Source organism: Neorhizobium sp. P12A (assembly GCF_008365395.1).
Taxonomy (GTDB): domain Bacteria; phylum Pseudomonadota; class Alphaproteobacteria; order Rhizobiales; family Rhizobiaceae; genus Rhizobium.
In genome coordinates, this window is record NZ_QOVX01000001.1 from 774146 (window position 1) to 793685 (window position 19540).

At 61.0% G+C, this 19540-nt stretch carries 17 protein-coding genes; 3 read left to right on the plus strand and 14 right to left on the minus strand.

What is annotated here, in order from left to right; translation table 11 throughout:
• The first annotated feature begins 2 nt into the window (after positions 1-2).
• A complete protein-coding gene (locus DTW90_RS03700; RefSeq protein WP_149336490.1) occupies positions 3-1007 on the plus strand; it encodes an NAD-dependent epimerase in 1005 nt (334 codons plus the stop codon).
• A gap of 13 nt (positions 1008-1020) precedes the next feature.
• On the opposite strand, the gene DTW90_RS03705 is transcribed toward DTW90_RS03700, so the two are convergent.
• The 8 genes from DTW90_RS03705 to DTW90_RS03740 form a co-directional block, all read right to left on the minus strand.
• Positions 1021-1551 carry a flavin reductase gene (locus tag DTW90_RS03705; RefSeq protein WP_132518608.1) on the minus strand — a complete coding sequence of 177 codons (531 nt, stop codon included), beginning with the start codon at positions 1549-1551 and terminating at the stop codon, positions 1021-1023.
• Between the two features lie 164 nt (positions 1552-1715).
• Entirely contained in the window at positions 1716-2612 is an 897-nt protein-coding gene (locus DTW90_RS03710) for a DMT family transporter (protein WP_149336492.1), read from the minus strand.
• A 142-nt stretch (positions 2613-2754) separates the two neighbouring features.
• Positions 2755-3366 carry an alpha/beta hydrolase gene (locus tag DTW90_RS03715; RefSeq protein WP_149336494.1) on the minus strand — a complete coding sequence of 204 codons (612 nt, stop codon included), beginning with the start codon at positions 3364-3366 and terminating at the stop codon, positions 2755-2757.
• Positions 3367-3440: 74 nt separating this feature from the next.
• Positions 3441-4373 carry a VOC family protein gene (locus tag DTW90_RS03720; protein ID WP_149336496.1) on the minus strand — a complete coding sequence of 311 codons (933 nt, stop codon included), beginning with the start codon at positions 4371-4373 and terminating at the stop codon, positions 3441-3443.
• 165 nt (positions 4374-4538) lie between these two features.
• A complete protein-coding gene (locus DTW90_RS03725) occupies positions 4539-5057 on the minus strand; it encodes an AAA family ATPase (protein ID WP_149336498.1) in 519 nt (172 codons plus the stop codon).
• A gap of 64 nt (positions 5058-5121) precedes the next feature.
• A complete protein-coding gene (gene ung / locus DTW90_RS03730) occupies positions 5122-5823 on the minus strand; it encodes a uracil-DNA glycosylase (RefSeq protein ID WP_149336500.1) in 702 nt (233 codons plus the stop codon).
• Positions 5824-5920: 97 nt separating this feature from the next.
• The gene (locus tag DTW90_RS03735) at positions 5921-8371 is read right to left on the minus strand and encodes an FAD-dependent oxidoreductase (protein ID WP_188079887.1); all 2451 of its coding nucleotides are present in this window, start codon (positions 8369-8371) and stop codon (positions 5921-5923) included.
• Between the two features lie 7 nt (positions 8372-8378).
• Positions 8379-9254, minus strand: coding sequence for a phosphotransferase (locus DTW90_RS03740; protein WP_149336504.1), 876 nt, complete (start codon positions 9252-9254; stop codon positions 8379-8381).
• Positions 9255-9486: 232 nt separating this feature from the next.
• Here DTW90_RS03740 and DTW90_RS03745 point away from each other — a divergent pair, with 232 nt between their 5' ends.
• The gene (locus DTW90_RS03745; protein ID WP_132518592.1) at positions 9487-10290 is read left to right on the plus strand and encodes a DeoR/GlpR family DNA-binding transcription regulator; all 804 of its coding nucleotides are present in this window, start codon (positions 9487-9489) and stop codon (positions 10288-10290) included.
• Between the two features lie 3 nt (positions 10291-10293).
• Here the strand turns inward: DTW90_RS03745 and DTW90_RS03750 are convergent, their stop codons facing one another.
• Positions 10294-11178 (minus strand): LysR substrate-binding domain-containing protein, encoded by an 885-nt coding sequence (locus DTW90_RS03750; RefSeq protein WP_132518590.1) that lies wholly within the window; start codon positions 11176-11178, stop codon positions 10294-10296.
• Between the two features lie 115 nt (positions 11179-11293).
• Here DTW90_RS03750 and DTW90_RS03755 point away from each other — a divergent pair, with 115 nt between their 5' ends.
• Positions 11294-12316 (plus strand): YeiH family protein, encoded by a 1023-nt coding sequence (locus tag DTW90_RS03755; protein ID WP_149336505.1) that lies wholly within the window; start codon positions 11294-11296, stop codon positions 12314-12316.
• Here DTW90_RS03755 and DTW90_RS03760 read toward each other — a convergent pair.
• From DTW90_RS03760 to DTW90_RS03780, 5 genes are all read right to left on the minus strand, one after another.
• Positions 12279-14108 (minus strand): EAL domain-containing protein, encoded by a 1830-nt coding sequence (locus DTW90_RS03760; RefSeq protein WP_149336507.1) that lies wholly within the window; start codon positions 14106-14108, stop codon positions 12279-12281. The genes DTW90_RS03755 and DTW90_RS03760 overlap by 38 nt on opposite strands.
• A gap of 117 nt (positions 14109-14225) precedes the next feature.
• Entirely contained in the window at positions 14226-16010 is a 1785-nt protein-coding gene (locus DTW90_RS03765) for an IlvD/Edd family dehydratase (RefSeq protein ID WP_149336509.1), read from the minus strand.
• A gap of 1 nt (position 16011) precedes the next feature.
• Positions 16012-16908 carry an NAD(P)-dependent oxidoreductase gene (locus tag DTW90_RS03770; protein ID WP_281407553.1) on the minus strand — a complete coding sequence of 299 codons (897 nt, stop codon included), beginning with the start codon at positions 16906-16908 and terminating at the stop codon, positions 16012-16014.
• A complete protein-coding gene (denD, locus tag DTW90_RS03775; protein WP_149336511.1) occupies positions 16905-17891 on the minus strand; it encodes a D-erythronate dehydrogenase in 987 nt (328 codons plus the stop codon). Before denD ends, DTW90_RS03770 begins: the two co-directional genes overlap by 4 nt.
• Positions 17892-18046: 155 nt before the next feature.
• Entirely contained in the window at positions 18047-19450 is a 1404-nt protein-coding gene (locus tag DTW90_RS03780) for a PLP-dependent aminotransferase family protein (protein ID WP_149336513.1), read from the minus strand.
• Positions 19451-19540 lie beyond the last annotated feature (90 nt).

The window sequence follows — 19540 nt, forward strand, 5'->3', positions numbered from 1 at the left end:
TCATGCGCTATCTCATCACCGGCACCGCCGGCTTCATCGGCTTCCATCTCGCCAAGCGCCTGCTGGACGAAGGCCATTTCGTCATCGGCTTCGACGGCATGACGCCCTATTACGACGTGAGGCTGAAGGAGAAGCGCGTAGCCATCCTTTCCCGCTCGAACGGCTTCAAGGCCGTGACGGGCCTGCTGGAAGACAAGGGCGCCCTGGAAAAGGCAGCCGAACTGGCCGAACCGGAAGTGATCGTCCACCTCGCCGCCCAGGCAGGCGTTCGCTACAGCCTCGAGAACCCGAAATCCTACGTGGATTCGAACGTGACCGGCTCGTTCAACGTTCTGGAACTGGCAAGGGCGCTGAAGCCGAAGCACCTGCTGCTCGCCTCGACCTCGTCAGTCTACGGCGCGAACGAAAAAATCCCCTTTGCCGAAAGCGACAAGGCCGACGAGCAGATGACGATCTATGCGGCGACGAAGAAGAGCATGGAGTTGATGGCGCACAGCTACGCCCATCTCTTCGACATCCCGACGACCGCCTTCCGCTTCTTCACGGTCTACGGACCCTGGGGCCGCCCCGACATGGCGCTCTTCAAGTTCGTCGACGCCATGAAGCATGATCGGCCGATCGAGATCTACGGCGAAGGCAAAATGAGCCGCGACTTCACCTATATCGACGATCTCGTCGAAGGCATCGTGCGGCTGATCGGTGTCGTGCCGTCGGAGGAAAACCGGATCGTCTCCGACACGGTGATCGACACCTTGTCGAAGAACGCCCCCTTCCGCGTCGTCAACATCGGCGGCGGCCAGCCGGTCGAACTGATGCATTTCGTGGAAACGATCGAAGCGACGCTTGGAAAGCCGGCGATCCGCCACATGCTGCCGATGCAACCCGGCGACGTGCACCGCACCTATGCCGTCCCGGATCTGCTGGTCGCGCTGACAGGCTTCAAGCCAAAGATCGAGGTCGAGGAAGGCGTTCGCCGCTTCGTCGAATGGTATCTGGAAAACTATTGAACCGATCGGCCGCTCAGCCGGCCGGGTGATAGTTGCGGTCGAAATAGACCAACCCCTGCCCGTCGTCGCGACGACGGATGGCATCGACCTCGCACATCAGAATGTCATGCGTGCCGCCATCGCCGCGATGGACGATGCGGCAATCGAAGGAAACCAGCGCATCGTCGAGCACGGGCGAACCCGTTACCAGCTCCGACCATGCCGCAGCCGCAAAGCGCTCTGCAACCGGCGTCTTGCCGCCGAATAGGCGCGAAAGTTCCTGATGGTCATGCGCTAGGACGTTGACGCAAAGCACGCTGTTGGCCGAGATCGCGGGATGGACGGATGCGGTCCGGTTGAGGCAGACGAGCAGCGTCGGCGGACTGTCGGTGACGCTGCAGACTGCCGTCGCTGCGAAACCGGCAAGGCCGCCGGGACCGTTCGTCGTGACGATATTGACGGCCGCCGCCATGCGCGACATCGCATTGCGAAACTCGAATTTGACGGCTTCCGGATCGGCAAACGGTGTTGCACTCTCGATCGAAGCGGAAGTCTTCATGTTCATAGCGTCATCCCATCCGGCCGACATGGCCTTCAATGGTCTCAACTTAGTTCGCTCCATCTGCCATCTCAAGCAAGCGCATTCCGCCAAACGAGCAGCCGGTGGTATTTAATTTTCTATAAAAACTATCGACTATGCCAAATTTCATCCGCTGCCCGGCCTGAATTTCAAGCGATCTCCACCGTTGCCGGCACACGATTTCTGCGGACTTCGAGGAATATATGGCCGAAGAGCGCGAGAAGCACGATCGGGCCGCCGATCATCGTTGCAGGGGACGGCGCTTCGCTGAGGAATATCCAGACCCAAAGGGGCGTGAGCGGCACTTCCAGCGAGGTCAGCAGGCTGGCATCGGCCGCCGGAATAAGGCGCGAGCCGAATGTGTAAAGGCTAAGCCCCATCGCATTCTGAACAAGCCCGAAGGCAATGATCAATCCAAGGTCATGGACGGAAACGGCACCCGGGGATGCGAACCAGAAGGTGACGAGGGAGCAGAGCCAAGCGGACGCCGCCATGGCAGGCAGCATCGGGACTTCGCGATGCTGACGCATGACAACGGCCAGACCTGCCACCGTTAGCGACATGATAGCCGCCAGTCCCTTGCCGAGCCAGCTTCCACCGCCGCCGGTCTCGCCCAGCAACATGACGATAACGCCGGCGAGCGCCACGGCACTTGCGATCAACGTCGTCCGGCTCGGCCGTTCGTGGATGAAGAGGTAGGCGATGCCAGCGGTCACGAAGGGAACCGTCGCATAGATCACCATCGCATCGGCAACCGAGGTGTAATAGATCGAACCGATGCCGCTGATCATCGCGGCCGTGGAAAGCACGGTCGCTGCAAGCGAAGGTCCGCGCATCGACCGGATGATCCGCCACGCCCGGCCGCGTTCGATATAGAAAAACAGCGCGAAAACGCCAAGCCCGGAAACGATGCCACGGCAGAAGAGAATGGTCAGGAAATCGGCGTGGATTGTGCGGACGAAAAGGCCCGACGATGACCAGGCGAGCGCGGAGAGCGCAACATAGGCGACGCCCAGCCGATATTGTTTTTGCTCCCCGAGCGTCACGACGCATCCCCCATTTCAAGCTTCGACTATTAGCGAGCGAGCGAATGAGCCACAAGCAAGACTTGCGCCGTCGGCTGTCGTGGACAGGCGTTCGGGCGTGCCGGTTGCAAAACCGCCACGCCGGATTTTATGTCAAGATCGGTCAGGCATAGGGAGCAAAGAGAGCACGGATGGCCTCGATCTCATTAGGGCGGATATCGTGGCCGCCCGGATGCCACTCGACCTTCGTCTCCGCCTTCTGCCGGCCAAAATAGTCGGCAAGCGCCTGGGTGAGCGGCACAGGCGAAATCGGATCGCGCTCTCCCGCCGTGATCAAGACCTTTGTGCCTTGCAAAGCCGCGTTGTCACGCGGCTTGAAAGGGATCAGCGGATGCATCAGCGCCGCCGCATCGAAGAGCCCGCCATGCTCGATGAGCACGTTGGCCAGAATGTTGGCGCCGTTGGAAAAGCCCAATCCGAGGACTTGCGATGCACTGTGTTCGACAGCCAGTTCCTTGACGTAGCGAGCCATCTTGTCGGTTGCCCGGGCAAGATCGGCCATGTCGTAGACCCCCTCGCCCGTGCGCTTGAAGAAGCGGGCTGCGCCATACTCCGAGACGTCGCCGCGCGGCGAAACCACGGTCGCGTCAGGCAACAGCCGGCTTCCGAAATCGAAGAACTGGTTTTCGTCCCCACCCGTTCCGTGAAAGACGAAGAGAATGGGTTTCCCTGGTGCACCGGCCCGCAGCCGGTGCACATAACCTTGGTCGGTCATGTCGTTTCTCCTGACAAGAGCAATTCCAGGAAAACCGCGCTGCGGCTTTCCGTCCGGAATTGCGTCAAAACAAATTAGCCTTCCAGCGGCTCAAGATGCTGTTCGATCAGCGTGCGCAGGTGCGCGTGCTGCTCGGGCAGTTTCAGAGCTTCGCCGAGATGGGCCGTGTCCTCGTCGCGGTCAAAGCCGGGCTCGTTGGTTGCGACCTCGAACAACACGCCGCCCGGCGTGCGGAAATAGATCGCCCAGAAGTAATCGCGGTCGATAACCGGGGTTACCTGATAACCGGTATCCATCAGCGCCTTCCGCACCTCAAGCTGCTTTGCGCGGTTTTCGACGGCGAAGGCAACGTGGTGGACCGAACCGGCACCCGGTAGAGACCGGTTGATGTTCGGCATGGTTTCGAGATCGACGAAGTCGGCGCCATTACCGCCCGGAATTGCCAGGCGCTTGACGCCTTCATGTGTGTCGACGACTTCGTAGCCCATGTATTTCAGAAGCTCGGCAGTCGCGCCCTCGTCCCTAAGCCGCATGGCAACGGAATGAAAGCCGCGGATCGCCAGGTCGGCCGCAACGCCGCCATGTGTCCAGGGCTGGCGGTTGTCGTCCTTGACCTCGACGAGTGCAAAGCCGTCGCCGTCAGGGCCGGCAAAGTGCAGACGCTTCTGACCGAAGGATTCGTCCGTCTTCAGGCCCTCGACATTGAGCTTGCCGAGCCTTTCGGTCCAATAGCCGATCGCGCCTTCGGGAACGGAGAACACGGTCGTGCCGACTTCACCGGTACCCGGACGGCCGCGGGCCATTTTCGGGAACGGGAAATAGGTCATGACGGTACCGGGCGTTCCGATCTCGTCACCATAGTAAAGGTGATAGACATCCGGCGCGTCGAAGTTGACGGTCTTCTTCACCCGGCGCAGACCGAGCGACTGCGTGAAGAACTTGTTGTTGGTGCGGGCGTCCTCCGCCATCGACGTGACGTGGTGCAGGCCCTTGATCTGGTCGAGCATTTCAAACCCCTTTATCTCGCCCGAAACCGTCGGGCGCTTCCATGAGGCAGAAGATGGTCCCACGGGCGCCTCAGGGATAGACCCGAAGAGCCAAACGGATTGTCTTCAATTACTGAACGATGAAATTCGATCGTTCAAAATACCCAATTGAGGAATGGTGGAGACCTACATGTCCCGCAATTCGTAACGTCGTAGCTGCACCACGAGTTCAGCGACGATTTCGTCAACACCCCTTGCTGCCGTGTCGACCACGATGGCGCGGCCGCCCCAATCATCATACTCCCTGGCCACCGTCTCCTGCCATGTCGGTTTCACCAGGCCTTCGATGTCGGTGGGACGCGTTTCGGCACGACGGCGATGCTCGGCTTTGTCCGAACAAATGACCTCGATTTCGACCGCCGGCACGTTGCAACGCCTGGCGACATCCAGCCAGGCATCCCGCGTTATCTGAATGGAATTGACCGAGTCGGCAACGACGGTTCGGCCGAGGCTGAGATTGTCTTCGGCAACACTGTAGGCCACGACATAGCCAGCCGGGCCTACCTCCCCCTTCAGCACGTCTGAGCGCCGGATCGCCTGCTCGATCGTATCGACCCGCACATACACACCCTCCATGCGCGCGGCGAGAGCGCGCGCAGTCGTGGTTTTTCCGCTGCCGGGTAAACCACCGAAGATAATGAGCATGAAATCCCCCTTCCCCCTTGGTCTGCATCCACGGCCGATCCGCCCCTCGGCCGGCGGCAGTTACTCAATGGCCGCCAGGATCCTGCGGCAGCGCCCAATCGATCGCCTCGCGGCCGCGCGATTTGAGAAATGCATTCGCCTTGGAAAAGTGCCTGCTGCCGAAGAAACCGTTATGGGCTGAAAGCGGCGATGGGTGTGGTGCCTTCAGCACCAGATGCTTCGCTGTGTCGACGAAAGCGGCCTTCTTCTGCGCATAGGAGCCCCAGAGCATGAAGACGACGGCATCGCATTCATCGTTGACCGTGCGGATGACGGCATCGGTAAAGCGTTCCCAGCCCTTGCCCTGGTGCGAAGCCGCGCGGGCCTCCTCGACGGTCAGCACGCTGTTGAGCAGGAGCACGCCCTGTTTCGCCCAGCTCTCGAGAAAGCCGTGGCGCGCCGGAGGGACTCCGAGATCGCTCTCCATTTCCTTGTAGATATTGACCAGCGACGGCGGGATGCGGACACCCGGCCTGACGCTGAAGCAGAGGCCATGCGCCTGCCCGAGCCCATGATAGGGGTCCTGCCCGAGGATGACGACTTTTACCTCAGAGATCGGCGTCAGATCGAGCGCTCGGAAATATTCCGGGCCGCGCGGAAAAATGCTTTTGCCGCGCTCCTTTTCCTCGACAAGAAATGTTTTCAGCTGATGCATGTAGGGGCTTGCGAATTCATGCGACAACGCTGCTCGCCAGCTCTCCTCCAGCTTGACACCTGCCTCTGCCATGTCGCGCTGCTCCGTCTTTTCAACCGTCAACCGATTGAGGACGAATAGCTTGCCGAGTCAAGAAAAGCACACGCCAGGCGGCGACGAGTCACAGATTTTACGCCTTGATCCTCAGCATGTCGGGGTCATAGAGCGGCTTCATCGACACCTTGCACGGCACACGCTGCCTGGCGACGTCGAGCTCGTATGTTCCTGACAAGACGAAGTCCTCGGTGACACCCTCCGGGTCGCGCACATAGCCGTAACCGATCGGCTTGCCGACGGTGTAGCCGAAGCCGCCGCTCGAGAGCCAGCCGACGCGCTTGCCGTCCCGGTAGATCGTCTCGCGACCAAGCAGCACGACATCAGGATCATCCGGCACGAAGCAGGCGAGCATCTTGCGTACACCCGTTGCCAGCTGCCGTTCGATCGCATCACGGCCGCGGAAGGCGATGTTCTTCCGCATCTTCACCGCCCAGGCGAGACCGGCCTCGACAGGCGTATGATCCGGCCCGATATCCGATCCCCAGGCGCGATAGCCCTTTTCCAGCCGACAGCTCTCGATTGCCCTGTACCCGGCATTGACGAGCCCGTGGTCCCGCCCCGCTATCATCAACGCATCATAGACGGTCGCAGCATATTCGATCGGTACATGCAGCTCGTAACCGAGTTCGCCGACATAGGTGATGCGCAAGGCCCTGACCGGGCACCCGGCAATCCCGACCGTACGCACAGTACCGAAAGGGAAGCTCGCGTTGGAGATATCCGCATTGGTGACCGCTTCGAGAATGAGACGCGAATTCGGCCCCATCAGCGACAGGACGGAATAGGCGGAAGTGACGTCGACCAGCTCGGCATGCAGATCGGGCGGGATATTCTTCGATATCCAGTTGAAGTCATGGGTCGCGAAACCCGTGCCAGTGGTTATGTAAAACTCTTCTTCGCCAATGCGCGCAACCGTCACGTCGCACTCGATCCCGCCCTTGTCGTTCAGCATCTGCGTGTAGACAAGCGAACCAACCGGCCGCGCGACATCGTTGGACGCAATCCACGAGATCGCCGCTTCCGCGTCGCGCCCCTTGAGCAGGAACTTCGCAAACGAGGTCTGGTCGAAGATGACGGCAGCCTCGCGCGTCGATCTGTGCTCGCGGCCGACGGCATCGAACCAGTTCTGCCTGGCATAGCTGTATATATCCTTCGGCTCCTCGCCGGCAAAGAGATCCGCAAACCAGTTCGGCCGCTCCCAGCCGAGCTTCTCGCCGAAACAGGCGCCCTGCGCCTTCAGCCGGTCGTAAAGCGGCGACTTGCGGCAGGGCCGGCCGCTGGAATGCTCCTCGAATGGCCATGCCATCGTGTAGTGCTTGCCATAGGCTTCCAGCGTGCGGGTGCGCACCCAGTCCGTATCGAAATGCGGGCGGCCGAAGCGCCGGATGTCGGCAGGCCAGAGGTCGTAGGGGGGCTCGCCTTTCGACACCCATTCGGCCAGCGCCATGCCGGCACCACCGGCCGACGCAATGCCGAAAGCATTGAAGCCCGCGCCGACGAAGAAGTTCTTCAGCTCCGGCGCCTCGCCAAGGATGAAATTGCCGTCGGGCGTGAAGCTCTCCGGGCCGTTGAGCAGCTGCTTGACGCCAACGGTCTGAAGCGCCGGCACGCGCCCGAGCGCCTGCACCATGATCTGGTTGAAATGGTCGAAATTGGAATCGAGCAGAGAATAGTGGAAATTTTCAGGAATGCCGTCGACCGCCCACGCGATCGGATTGGGCTCGTAGCCGCCCATGACAAGGCCGCCGACCTCTTCCTTGTAATAGGTCAGCCGATCGGGATCGCGCAGCGTCGGCAGATTGGAAGGAACGCCGAAGGATTCGGTGATGACATATTGATGCTCGACCGAGACGAGCGGCACGTTGACGCCGAAACGGGCGGCGAAGGCCCGCGTCCACTGCCCGGCGCAAACGACAACCCGCTCGCATTCAATGCGGCCCTTGTCTGTCACAACGGCGCGGATGCGGCCCTTGTCGATCTCGATATCGAGAACTTCGGTGTCCTCGAAGATCGAGGCGCCGGCCATCCTTGCACCCTTGGCCAGCGCCTGGGTGATGTCGGAGGGATTGGCTTGGCCGTCGGTCGGGAGATAGGCCGCGCCGACGAGATCGTCGATCTCCATCAGCGGCCAGAGGTCCTGTGCTTCCCTAGGCGTCAGCAGCTGCATCTCGAGACCAAAGGACTGCGCTGTCGTCGCCTGGCGCTTGACCTCGGTCCAGCGCTCTTCGTTGCAGGCAACCCGCAGGCCGCCATTCATCTTCCAGCCGGTGGCAAGCCCCGTCTCGGCTTCGAGTTCCTTGTAGAGGCCGACGGAATAGCCGAGCAGCTGGGTAATATTGGCGCTCGTCCGCAGCTGGCCGACAAGACCGGCGGCATGGAACGTCGTGCCGGATGTCAGCTTCTTGCGCTCCAGAAGAACAGTATCCGTCCAGCCGAGCTTGGCAAGGTGATAGGCCGTGGAGCACCCGATGATGCCGCCGCCTATGACGATCGCTTTTGCTGTTGTTGGCAGGGTCTTCATCAAATGAACCTCAATATCCACAAAATATCTCGTAAGCGCGGTCGAACCGCGCCAGGTTTTCATCGGTATATGTGGGATAGTCGAAATCGATGCTGGAATGGGTTTCCGAAACCATGCTCCACATGCTTTCGCGCAGGAGCGAAGCGCATTTCATCGCCACGTAGCGGTGCCACAGATCGTCATCGATCGACCGTTCGAAATAGGTCTCCAGCATTGCAGCTTCCTGCTCCGCGGAAAACTCGTTGTTGGACGCCAGCCCGCCCAGATCGAACAACGGCGTGTTGAAGCCGGCATAGTCCCAGTCGATCAGCCAGAGCTTCTTTCCATCGTCGAGGAAATTGGAAGCCAGGAGATCATTGTGGCCGAAACCGATTTCGAACGGTCCCGCCGCCCGCTCCAGCCGTTCCGCCTTCTCGATGAGCGACGGGATCGACTCTGCATGCCGGTTGCCACAACGGAGGGCCGCTCCATAGTCGCGTATGACATGGAAGACCCAGAAGATCATCGCCGGACCGCGGAAATGCTTTGGAATCTCGAAATGGCATTCGCGTACAAGCGCGACCACACGCTCGAACATCGATGCATGTCGAACATCTGCCGGCACAAGCGGCGCCCCGTCGATATAGTCGAGGACGAGGACACCGGGCGCATGGTGGATGACTGCGGGCGAAATGCCGGCCTCGTGGGCGGCCTTGCTGGCGGCAAGCTCGTTGGCCCGGCTGATATGGTGGACGGGAATATCGGTACCGAGACGTACCACGCAACGGCGGCAATTGTCTCTGACCAGATAGTTTCGGTTGGTGAGGCCGCCAAAGAGAGGAGTTATCTCGATTGATCCATGCCAGATCCCGAGAGTATGAATCCTGTCTTCCGGCGTTACGCTCATTCCCCCTCCGAGCCGCATGGCATTTAAGCCATTTGTGATAAAAGGTTCTTCACAAACGCCGACGTGTCAAGCGCCAACCACATAAAGAAACGAATATTTGGCTTTTTGTTGAGTTTTATCGGGCGAATCCCTCTGGAAATCGCGAATTCGCAGCACTTAGCGAACGGAATGCTTCACGAACGGTCAAATTTGACTTAAAAATTGGTTTAAGGGAACCAAGCAGGTTGGAAAAATGACCGACGTCGACCAACTTCCAATACATTCGAACCACCGCGAGCGCGAAATACTGGAGGAGTTGCGGCTTGCGGGGGGAGCCAGTCGCATTCAGTTTCTGGCTGACCGGCTGGCCGTGTCGGAGGAAACGATCCGGCGCAATATCCGCACCCTGGAGGCCAACGGCCTCGTGACGAAAGTGCATGGCGGTGTCCACATCAAGGATTCCGTCATCGAGCAACCGCTGCATTTTCGCATGAACGAAAATCCCGAGGCCAAACGGCTCATCGCTGCCAGCGTCGCCAGCATGATCGAGAACGGCGACACACTCTTCCTGGACATCGGCTCGACGACGGCCTTCATTGCTGTCGCGCTGCAGAAGCACCAGAATCTTTTCATCGTCACCAACGCCGTCTCGGTTGCTCATGCGCTGGCGACCCGTAATGGCAATCGCGTCTTCTTCGCCGGCGGCGAACTGCGCACGCATGACGGCGGCGCCTTCGGAATGGAAGCGATCAACTTCCTGCGGCGCTTCAGCGTTCGTCACGCCATCCTTTCGGTCGGCGCCGTCAACGCCACGTCAGGCTTCATGCTGCACGATCTGGAGGAAGCGGAATATTCCCGCGAGGCGGCCCGGCGCGCCGAGAACCGGATCATCGTTGCAGACAGCAAGAAGTTCGGCCGAAGCGCGCCAATCATCATCGACGACCCTTCCACCTACGACGTCATGGTGACCGACGACCAACCGCCGGGCGACATCCAGGCGATGTTGGCGCGCAACGAAATCGAACTCGTCGTCGCCGGCCAGAAGCGCCTGGACTGAAGCTCAACCGGTTCTGCACATCGCCTCGAGCGTCAGTGCCGCCTTGCTGGCATGGCGCTCCTTATGCCGCAGCAGCCGGAAATTCCTGACCGGAAGATCGAAAGCTGCTTTGACAAGCAATCCCTCCTGCAGATAGAGGGCAGCTGCAGCACTTGATATCACCGCCGCGCAAGGCCCCGACCGCACCGCCGCCAGGACCGCCTCGTTCGAAGGCAGCGTCAGGGCAATTTGCAGATCGCTGCGCGATACGCCGAGCCTCTCTATCGCATTTTCGAATTCCGATCGCGTTCCCGACCCCTCTTCGCGCATGACCCAGCCGCTGTCGGCGACAAGATCTGCTGCCGACAGCAGACGTCCGTCCGCCCAGGGATGATCCGGTGCCACGATCAAGGCCAACGCATCCTGGGCCACGACGCGCGAGGAAAGGACCGGCGCATCCAGCTCTCCCTCGACGAAGCCAAGCTCGGCCCGCCCCTCGATGACGGCATCGGAGACGGTGCGCGTATTGCCGATCATCAAATCGAGATCGATTCCCGGATAATCGCGATGAAAACGCATCATGACCGGGGGAAGCCAGTAGCTCGCTATCGTCTGGCTGGCGCAGAGCGTAAGCCGCCCGCGCTGCAGTCCGCCGAGTTCCGAGAGCATAAGTTCCGCGGCATTCACTCGTGCAAGCGTCGCCCTTGCCTCGTCGAGAAAGGTCCGCCCGGTCTCGGTAAGTTCAATCCGTCGTCCGACGCGATGAAAGAGCTCGACCCCGTAATAGGCTTCGAGATTCTTGATTGCCGTGCTGACGGCCGAAGGCGTCAGATGAATGGCTTCGGCCGCGTGGGTCAAATGCTCCCGCTCGGCCACAGCGACGAAGATGGCAAGCTGCTCAAAGGTCATGGGCAAATCATTCTATTTTAGCGAACGAAACGTAGGATAATATTCGATGGATGTCGATGTTCGCAGATGAGACATTCCTGCCATTGAGAAATAACACTCCGAATGGCGGTTCAGAATGCCCCTCCTCAAGCGCACCTCCCACATCGTTCCCGGACTGGTTCTGTGCAGTGCCGTTGCCCTGGCAGCCTATCTAGGCGAGCGAGCGGAAATGAACCTCTTCGGCGGCAAATGGATCGAAAGCCTGGTTCTTGCGATAGCGCTCGGAATTGCGGTCTGCACCATCCGCCCCCTGCCGGACTCTTTCCGTCCCGGGATCAATTTCAGCGCCAAGATCCTGCTTGAAATAGCGATCGTGCTGCTCGGCGCCTCCATCAGCCTCGCCGCCATCCGCGGCGCCGGCGTTGCCCTGATCGCGGGCATTGCCGTTGTCGTCGTCCTGTCGATCGGTGCCAGCTATACGATCGGGCGCCTGCTCGGCCTGCCGCCGAAGCTTGCAACGCTGATCGCCTGCGGCAATTCCATCTGCGGCAATTCGGCAATCGTCGCGGTTGCTCCCGTCATCGAAGCCGGCTCGGAAGAGATCGCAGCGGCGCTGGCCTTCACGGCGGTCCTCGGCGTCGCGGCCGTATTCCTGCTTCCCACCTTCTACTTCGACGCCGGCATGAGTATTCCGCAATATGGCGTGCTGGCCGGTCTCTCTGTCTATGCCGTACCCCAGGTCCTTGCCGCAACCGCACCGGTCGGCGTCCTCGCTGTTCAAACAGGCACGCTGGTCAAGCTGGTGCGCGTCCTGATGCTTGGCCCGGTCATCTTCCTGCTCGGCATTCTGGTAAAGGCCGAAACCGGGGGTGAGGACGCCCGAACAGGGCATCATCATTCGCTGGTTCCATGGTTCATCGTCGGCTTCCTTGCAACGATGGCCCTGCGTTCCTTCGGCCTCATCCCGGAACAGGTGATCGCGCCGATGGCAGCCGTCTCCACGGTCCTGACGGTGATTGCGATGGCCGCGCTCGGGCTCTCGGTCAACATTCGTTCCGTCGCCCATGCCGGTGGCCGGGTGATATGCGCAGCAACGCTGTCGCTTATCGTCCTTGGAACGATCAGTTATGGGCTGATTGCAGTTCTGCAGATTCCCTGACGACGGGCCTCCGATCGGAGGACAAAAGGGCTTTCGTCTGCGCGGCCGAACTCGGATAGCCGAGCGCGTAACCCTGGAGACCATCACACCCGATGCGGGCCAGCAGCCGCGCATGTTCCTCGGTCTCCACCCCCTCCGCTATGACCTCGACATTGAGCGCCCTGGCGATTTCGACGATGGAGGCGACGAGCCGCCGCTGCTCGTCGGAGACGGTGATCGCGGTGACCAATTGTCGGTCGATCTTCAACCGCTTCGGCTTCAGCTTGACCAGACCGATCAGCGAGGCGTGGCCGGAACCGAAATCGTCGATCTCGATATCGATGCCCATCTTCTTGATCCGGTCTATGTCGAGCAGCAGGCTTTCGTCGGTATCGTCGAGGAAGATGGTCTCGACCAGTTCGAAGACGATGGCATGCGGCGGGATGTTGAGGCGCGCCAACCCCTCGATCAATTGCGGATCGTTGAGACGACTGCCTGAAATATTGACCGCAATGCGAGGCGGAACGATGCCATGCCGCTCCCATTCGCGCCGGTCCCGCAGGGCCTGGTTGAGGATTGCAGCATCCACATCCGCCGTCAGTCCGTATTCGTCGGCGATCTTCATGAACACGCCGGGCAGCAATAGTCCCCGCTCAGGATGATGCCAGCGTGCGAGCGCCTCGAGCCCGAATATCTGTCGCGTGCGCGCATCGACCTGGATCTGATAATAGGGCACGATCTCCTGCCGCGAGAGCGCCAGCTTCAATTCCTCGGCAAGCTGCCGCTCGCCCTGCAGATCGGATTGCAGTTTCAGCGTGAAGAACTCCACGCGATTGCGGCCAAGTTTCTTTGCCTGATAAAGCGCAAGATCGGATTCCGCCAATAGATTGCCGGCGTCTGCCGCCCTGCCCCAGGCCACACCGATGGAAGCACCGCTCTGAAGCGTCTCCGGACCGAAATGGATATCGGCGCTCAGACGTTCGAGAATGTCGCCGGCGATCGTTCTCAGCGCCTCGACACCGCCGAAATCGAGAAGCAACACCACGAACTCGTCGCCTCCAATGCGGGCAACCATGTCGGCTTCCGATATTGCATCGGATATGCGCGCCGCCGTGTTCCGCAGCATGGCATCGCCCGCCGCATGACCGGACTTGTCGTTGATCTGTTTGAAGCGATCGAGGTCGATGTGGAGAATGGCGGCTGTATTAGCGCCGTCTTCATCCCCCAATTCCGCCAGCCGTCGGTCGAAATAGCGGCGATTCGGCAAGCCCGTCAGATAGTCATGATCCGCGGCATATTCTATGCGCGCATTGCTTTCTTCGAGCGCTACGGCGCGAGCCTCTGCAACGCTCTTCTGCTCGGCAAGCTCCCGGTTGAGCAGGACATCCGCTGTAATGTCCCATTCGGCGCCGATAAAGGACGGAACGCCGCCAGGCCCTTCGTAGAAATGGGCGCGCGACCGCATATGGCGAATTTCGCCATTTGGCCACACGATGCGGAACTGCGAGTTATAGAGGCTCCTAGCCGCAATGGCTTCGTCGAATTCCGCTTCGGCCTGCGCGCGGTCGTCGGGATGGATGCTCATCGTCCATGTTTCCGCGCTCACCATCCGATCCCTGCGCCCCGTGGCATAAAGCCGGTGCATCTGGTCGTCCCAGAGGATCTTGTCGTCACCGATGCTGTGCTCCCACACCCCGATTTGGGACGCCTCGACAGCCAATTCCAATCTCCTCAAGAGATCCTGGAATTCCTGTTCGGATCGGCGTTTTCTGGTCTTTGGCACCGAGCTTGCTGCTCCTCCCCGGAAGCACATGGAAAGATTGCATGATTTCCGTGCGATCCTATCATCTCATCCTTTAGCGATGCTTAATGACTACCCTCGTGATTTTATGGCTTTTCGTTCGCAACTTTTGATAGGGCTGTTTCCTGGTTAATGATTATGCCGCGGCGGATGTTCCGCGATTTTTCGGAAATCGGCCGCACCTTCGAGAACCGCACCGTCAGACAGTTGCGTGACCGAGCCGCGATAGATGCGCTGCCACGGCGTAGCATCTGCAGGAACAGGCGGAATGCCATCACCCTTGCGACGTTCGATTTCCGCGTCCTCCACCAGCATGTCGCAAAGGCCCTTATTGAAATCGATGCGAATGATGTCGCCGGATCGCAGCCATGCCAGGCCGCCGCCCGCTGCACTTTCAGGTGACGCATTGAGGATCGAGGGGCTGTCTGCCGTCCCCGACTGGCGGCCGTCGCCGATGGTGGGCAGGCTCTTGATGCCGCGCTTCAACAGCGCGTCCGGCGGCTGCATGTTCACCACCTCGGCGGAGCCCGGCCAACCAAGTGGCCCAGCGCCGCGAATGACGAGGATCGTATTTTCGTCGATGCCGAGTTCGGTATCGTTGATGCGCTTGTGATAATCCTCCGAGCCGTCGAAGACGACGGCCTTGCCCTCGAACACACCTTCCCTGCCCGGCTCCTGCAGGTAGCGGCGACGGAAATCCTCCGACACGACGCTCATCTTCATGATCGCGAAATCGAACAGATTGCCCTTCAGGACAAGGAAACCGGCGCGCTCCTTGAGTGGCTCGGCGAACGGACGGATGACCTCGCGGTCCTTCGCCTCACGTCCTTTCAGGTTCTCGGCCATCGTCTTGCCTGTCACCGTGGGACAGCTCCCGTCGATCTTTCCGGCCTGCAACAGTTCCCACATGATCGCCGGCACCCCGCCTGCCCTGTGAAACCGTTCGCCGAGATAGGCGCCGGCCGGCTGCACATTGGCAAGCAGCGGAATGTCGAAACCATGCACCTGCCAATCGTCGGGATGGAGTTCGACACCGGCATGCTTCGCCATGGCGGCCAGATGCGGCTGCGCATTGGTCGAGCCGCCAATCGCGGAATTGACGCGGATCGCGTTGAGGAAAGCCTCACGCGTCAGAATATCGGATGGCTTGATGTTTTCGAGAACCAGTTCCACCGCCCGCCGGCCGGTGCGATAGGCCATCTGGCCGCGCTCGCGGTAAGGTCCGGGAATGGCGGCGCAGCCCGTCAACGACATGCCGAGTGCTTCGGCAAGGGCATTCATCGTCGAAGCGGTCCCCATCGTATTGCAATGCCCGACCGACGGCGCCGAATCCAACGCCGTCTGCAGAAACTCCTCCTCGTCGATCTCGCCTGCAGCCAGCCTGCGCCGCGACCGCCAGATCGCCATGCCGGAGCCTGCCAGTTCGCCGTCATGCCAGCCGTCGAGCATCGGGCCGCCGGACAGCACGATCGCCGGAATGTCGACCGTGGACGCCGCCATCAGTGCCGAGGGCGTGGTCTTGTCACATCCCGTCGTCAGCACGACGCCGTCAAGCGGATAGCCGTAGAGCACTTCGACGAGGCTGAGATAGGCAAGATTGCGGTCGAGCGCTGCCGTCGGACGCTTGCAGTTCTCGAAGATCGGATGTGTCGGAAACTCGATCGGTATGCCGCCGGCATCGCGAATGCCGTCACGCACGCGCTTGGCAAGCTCGATGTGGTGTCGATTGCACGGGGTAAGATCGCTGCCGCTCTGGGCAATGCCGATGATCGGCTTGCCGGACCGCAATTCCTCCGGCGTGATGCCATAGTTCATGAAGCGCTCCAGATAGAGCGCCGTCATGTCGATATGATCCGGATTGTCGAACCAATCCTGCGAACGCAGGCGGCGCTTCGGCATGTTCTTGTCGGTCATGTCAGGCATCCCTTTTCGGACGGGCATTCAGCTTTTCCAGATGCAGCAACAGGCCGCTGTGATCCTTTTCGCCGCCGCCATCGGCAACGAAGGCGGCAAACTCGGCCTGCACCGCTTCCGTCAGCGGCAGAGCCAGCGACAGATCCTTCGCGGTTGCCAGGACCGTGTTCAAATCCTTGAGCTGGTTATTCGAGGAACCGCCGGGCTCGAAGTCACGCGACACCATGCGCTGGCCGTGCAAGTCAAGAATCCGGCTTTCGGCAAAGCCGCCGCGAATGGCGTTTCGAAACGCTTCGGCAGATCCGCCACCCGCCTCGATCAGCATCATGGCTTCGGCAACCGCACCAATGGTCACCGCGACGATCTGCTGGTTTCCAAGCTTGGCAAGCTGGCCGGAGCCGCTGGGGCCGACATGCGTCATGCGTCCCATCGGCGCAAAAACATCAGCAAGCTCAGCGATCACCTCCGGCTCACCGCCGGCCATGATCGCCAGCGTTCCGGCTGCAGCACCGACCACGCCACCGGAAACCGGCGCATCGATATGGCGAATGCCGCGCTCCGCCAATCTTGCGGCATGCTCGCGGGCGACAGAAGGCGGAATGGAGCTCATGTCGATAACGACCGCACCCGGCTTCAATGCATCGGCAACCCCGCCGTCGAACAGCACCTTTCCGACCGCCTCGCCGTTCGTCAACATGGTGACGACGACGACAGCACCCTCTGCCGCTTCTGCAGCGGTATCGGCGACGATACCTCCCTCGCCCGACAGCGCCTGCGCCTTCGCCCTGTCGCGGTTCCAGACGGCGACGGTAAAGCCGGCCCCGATCAGCCGACGCGCCATCGGAGCACCCATCAGGCCGAGCCCGAGAAATGCTATCCTGCGTCTCACAGCATTCACGGCAACTGCCCTCCAAGCTCATCATCGATATGGACGCGGATGATCTCGTCGAAGGAGCTTTCCGCCGTAAAGCCCAGTTCTCGCGAACGCTTGGCTTCGAACCCTTGCGCCCAGCCGGAGACGATACGCTGAACCAGCTCGTCCGGCTCGCGGCGGATCAGCTTCACGGCCTTTTCGCCGGCGACGCGACGCAACGCCTCGATCTGCTCGCCGACCGTCGCGCTGACACCTGGCATATTGAGGCTGCGCTGCACGCCGAGCGGCGCCAGATCGATCGTCGCACCATGAACGAGGAAACCAACCGCCGAGCGCGGCGAGGCATGCCAATGGCGCACGCTCTCCGGCACCGGCAGAACGGCTTCCATGCCAATCAGCGGTTCGCGCAGAATGCCGGAAAAGAATCCCGATGCTGCGCGGTTCGGCTTGCCCGGACGGATGCAGATGGTCGGCAGGCGAATGCCGATTCCGTCGAAGAAACCACGACGGCTATAGTCCGCCAGCAGCAATTCGCTGATCGCCTTCTGCGTGCCATAACTGGTGAGCGGCGTGAGATTGAAATCGTCGGGGACGGGATAGGGAAAAGGCGCGCCGACGACGGCGCAGGACGAGGTGAACACCAGTCGCGGCTTGTATCCATCCTCGCCATTCGCATGGCGGATCGCCTCGAACAGCAACCGCGTGCCGTCGAGATTGATGCGATATCCTTTTTCGAAGTCGACCTCCGCCTCTCCGGAGACGATGGCCGCGAGATGAAAGATTACATCCGGCCGCGCCGCGACGATCTTCTCCGCCTCGCCCTCGTCTGACAGATCGGAAGCGCGGGCATCTACCCTGCCGGCAAAGCCCTCCGGAGCGGCCGGCTGGACCACATCGAGCAAGGTCAGGCGCTTGATCGGCTCACCGCTGAGAACGCCGTCGGCAACCAGTTTGGCCGTCAGTTTCCGGCCGACCATTCCGGCAGCACCGATGATGGCAATATGCATGTCGCTCCTCCGCGAAACAGACGCGCTGGCCGACCACTCCTCCGGCCGACGTACGTCAATCATTTTCCCTTTGCTTGATAAACCCATGGACCGATCTTGCAAATCAAATCGGCCATGCTGGGACAATTTTGCGCGGGCTTGCCTCGCCCGAACCCTTATTGTCGAAGCGCATTCTCCAGCGCGCGAAAAATCCGCGTATCGCCAGACTGCGCGACGTTGAAGCGCATGAAGCTGTTGGCCGTGAGCGACAGGCTGAAGGCATTGCCGGGTGCCAGCACGATATTGTCGGCAAGAACGGACCGCGCGACGTCAGCGGCATCGCATCCCTCCGGTAGGCTGCACCAGAGGAAGATGCCGGCCTGCGGCTTCAGCCAAGGCGTGATGCCGAGCGAGCCGAGACGCGCGATCGTCTCCTCCATCGCCTTGTGCAGCCGGGCGCGCAGAGCTTCCATATGCCGGCGATAACTGCCATCGGTCAGCAGCGCCAGCACCAGTTCCGCCGACAATCTGCCGCCGGCGAAGCTGGTGGCGATCTTGAGATCGGTCAGCGCCTCGATCCATTCCGGCCGCGCCGCGATAAAGCCGCAGCGGGCCGAGGCCGAAAGTGTCTTGGAGAAGCTGCCGATATGGACCACCCGATCGAGCCCGTCGAAAGCAGCGAGCCGGGGCGCCGGCACATGCTGGAAATCGGCAAAAATGTCGTCCTCGATGATCGTCAGCCCCGCCTGGTCGGCTAGCTTCAGGATCCGATGCGCCGTGACGGGCGAGAGCGTTGCACCAGTCGGATTGTGAATACCAGAATTGGTGATGTAGAGCCGCGGCCGATGCTCTTCGAGCGCCTCGGCAAAGGCCTGCACGTCAGGCCCCGCTGGCGTGACGGGCACGCCGACGACCTTGGCCCTGTGCGCCCTCAGCAGCGCATGGAAATTGAAGTAACAGGGATCGTCCACGAGAACCGTATCGCCCGGCTCCAGGAACAACCGGCAGAGAAGATCGATCGCCTGCGTGCCCGACTCAGTCAGCAGGATCTGGTCGGGCGATGCGCCGATGCCATGCTCGCCCATCCGCCGCGACAGAAGTTGGCGCAGGGCCGGCAGACCGAGCGGCGTGGCATAGTCCGACAGCACGCTGTCCGGCCCTCGCGCCAGCGTCCTGAGCGCCTTGCGCATCCCCGCCTCGGGCATCCAGGAGGGAGGCAGCCAACCACAGCCGGGCTTCAGCACCTCCTCGCCCGCCTCCAGCGACTGACGGGAAACCCAGAGCGGATCGATCTCCCGGTCGAGTTTCGGGCCAATTTCGGAAAGCGACAGCGGCGCCAGTTGGGCCGAGACGTAAAAGCCAGAGCCCGGCCGTGAACGGATCAGCCCTTCCGCAACAAGCCGCTCATAGGCCTCGACGACGGTCGAAGTAGACACCTGCATCGTCTTGGCGAAGGCGCGCACGGAGGGAAGCCGGGAGCCCGGCACGAGGCTGCGCGCCGCAACCCGGCTGCGGACCGCCGCCATGACCGCATCTATCCTTGTATTGCCAACATCAATCGCCGCCAGATCGTCTGCCATCCGTACTGCCCTCGATACCACAACAGTTTGCAGCAATTGTACAGGTCTGTCTCTTGCCGATCCAGAGGCATCGGCAGATGAGGAGAGAGA